This window comes from Vibrio sp. TMPB1044 (genome assembly GCF_030442075.1).
GTDB lineage: Bacteria > Pseudomonadota > Gammaproteobacteria > Enterobacterales > Vibrionaceae > Vibrio > Vibrio satsumensis.
The window spans coordinates 1-2,136 of sequence record NZ_JAUJED010000086.1; the positions used below are offsets into that span (position 1 = coordinate 1).

Consider the following 2,136-nt stretch of genomic DNA (forward strand, 5'->3'; position numbering starts at 1 on the left):
AATTCCCCTTTAGTTCAGTTGGTAGAACGGCGGACTGTTAATCCGTATGTCGCAAGTTCAAGTCTTGCAAGGGGAGCCAATTAAAAAAAGCCGCATCATTGATGCGGCTTTTTTGCATCTAAAGATCCTAACTTGTCAATACAACTACCTTCACATTTCAAATATCATATTCAATTCAGAAACCAACCGTTTTTATATCCATCCAAAGCTATAAACCTTCGGTACTTAACTCTCTTCAAAATCGCCCAACAATAAACGACACATTCACATAAGAGTCACTCATAGTACGTTACTACTCATTTTGTTATGGAGAAGATCAGTTGAAAAGAATCAATGCTAAGCCTGGAAATAAAAAAGCTAAATAACGAATCAAATAGGCGCTAGAAAAGCTCTGTAAGGCGCTTCAATCCAAATGATAAACAAGTCACTCTTTATCAAAACTATCCACTACAATAGCCCCCATAGAGGCTGGCATTGAAATAACAATCACTCTTTTGAACGATACAACTGGATCACTCAACAGAGGTAATTTGTCCAAGCAAGTCAGTACCAAAGCAACGACCAATGCCGTCATAACATAAGCAATCACTATTCTAAAAATAAACACCGGCAACCGTGTAACAACATCTTTTTGAAAGACATTCTCATACGTATAGAAGCCTAAGAACACCGAAGACAGTAAAAATAACAGCAATAGATTAGCGGTAGGTAAAGTCTCCCCTAACTTCCAAGCCTCTTCAGAAAAAGAAATTGGCACGGCCAAAGCAAAAGATCCCACAAAGATCTGGCTCGCATCTTCAAAGTTAAAACTCAATTTCATAGTTCGACCCATTAGGTTTAAGGCTTTATCTATTTCTTAAAATAATCACAATACTATCCGCCGATGACTTGGGGGATTTTCTATTCTTACTAAGCAAACAGTAATGACCCTTCTAATTTCATATTAGTCGCAATAACTAAAACATGGCTTGAACTAACCAGCAAGAAATCAATATGCTCAGAGCAAAGCGGTCAAACAACTAATTCATATCCAGTCAAATCGAAGAGAGGCCTGTAAACATCCTAAGATACCAACGCCTAAAACCAGAAAATCTCAAGCTGTTGGGTGATAAACATCACTACACGAATACGAGGGATACTCTATTTCTTACATATCTGTCCAACAGCACTTTGGCACACAACCTAGCGCCTCTCACCTTCAAACTGAATCTAGACCACCTCCCCCCTTTGAAATGCTTCGAACAAGACGCTTAATATCATATAGAGTGGTTTTAGCTCAATGCATAACCAATAGGATGAAGTCGACTAATTAAGGGCTATAGCGTTCTTAGCAGAAACATCCATGATAGATTCCTAATTACACATCAGAAATCCCCTCTAGACTCACAGATAAACAGAAGTCAGGTTTCGTAGCGAAGGGCTGTTAACTAATACTTGAAGTACACAAACATCTACAAACTCAAGGCACGTAGGATGAGTTGTAAGGCTTGTATAGTTTCAGATATTGAAATGGATACACTGAACATTAACCTAACTTACAACGTCGCATAGCTCGAGTATTTGAGTACTAAGCTTAAAGCTATATGCGTTTGAAACGCATGCTCGTTTCAAATCACAACTGGTGTTAAAAAAGACAAATGAAAAGACTCTAATCGTAGAGTTAGACTTTCTAATAAATTACAGAGTAATGGGAACACGTTGACTAGGAGTCATGAGTTACGCGCAAATCTTGTGTAAAAGTCATTCAATGGAAGGGCGAAACACTATAATTTAGATGCAAAAAAGCCCCGCTATTTCTAGCGAGGCTTCTTATAAATGGCAGAGGGCCTGGGGTCGCAGGCGAGTGGGGCTCGTTGGTCAAAGACAAAATTATCGACATCCAGAAACGACGAAAGCCTAGTCATAAGACTAGGCTTTCTAATAAGTGGCGGAGTGGACGGGACTCGAACCCGCGACCCCCGGCGTGACAGGCCGGTATTCTAACCAACTGAACTACCACTCCGCAGTGTCTATTCAGCTTAAAGCAATTTGAGCCTGACGATGTCCTACTCTCACATGGGGAAGCCCCACACTACCATCGGCGCTATTGTGTTTCACTTCTGAGTTCGGCATGGAATCAGGTGGGTCCACAATGCT

The 2,136-nt window shown here is 40.4% G+C and carries 1 protein-coding gene, 2 tRNA genes and 1 rRNA gene; 1 reads left to right on the top strand and 3 read right to left on the bottom strand.

Features of this window, described 5'->3' with window-relative positions:
* Positions 1-3: 3 nt before the first annotated feature.
* Positions 4-79 (top strand) — tRNA-Asn (locus QQ041_RS23680).
* Between the two features lie 345 nt (positions 80-424).
* Here QQ041_RS23680 and QQ041_RS23685 read toward each other — a convergent pair.
* The 3 genes from QQ041_RS23685 to rrf form a co-directional block, all read right to left on the bottom strand.
* Complete coding sequence (locus tag QQ041_RS23685) at positions 425-820, bottom strand: DUF2391 family protein (protein WP_146491327.1); 396 nt, start codon at positions 818-820, stop codon at positions 425-427.
* Positions 821-1,925: 1,105 nt separating this feature from the next.
* Positions 1,926-2,002, bottom strand: a tRNA-Asp gene (locus QQ041_RS23690).
* Positions 2,003-2,032: 30 nt separating this feature from the next.
* A 5S ribosomal RNA gene (gene rrf, locus QQ041_RS23695) occupies positions 2,033-2,136 on the bottom strand; the annotation flags it as partial.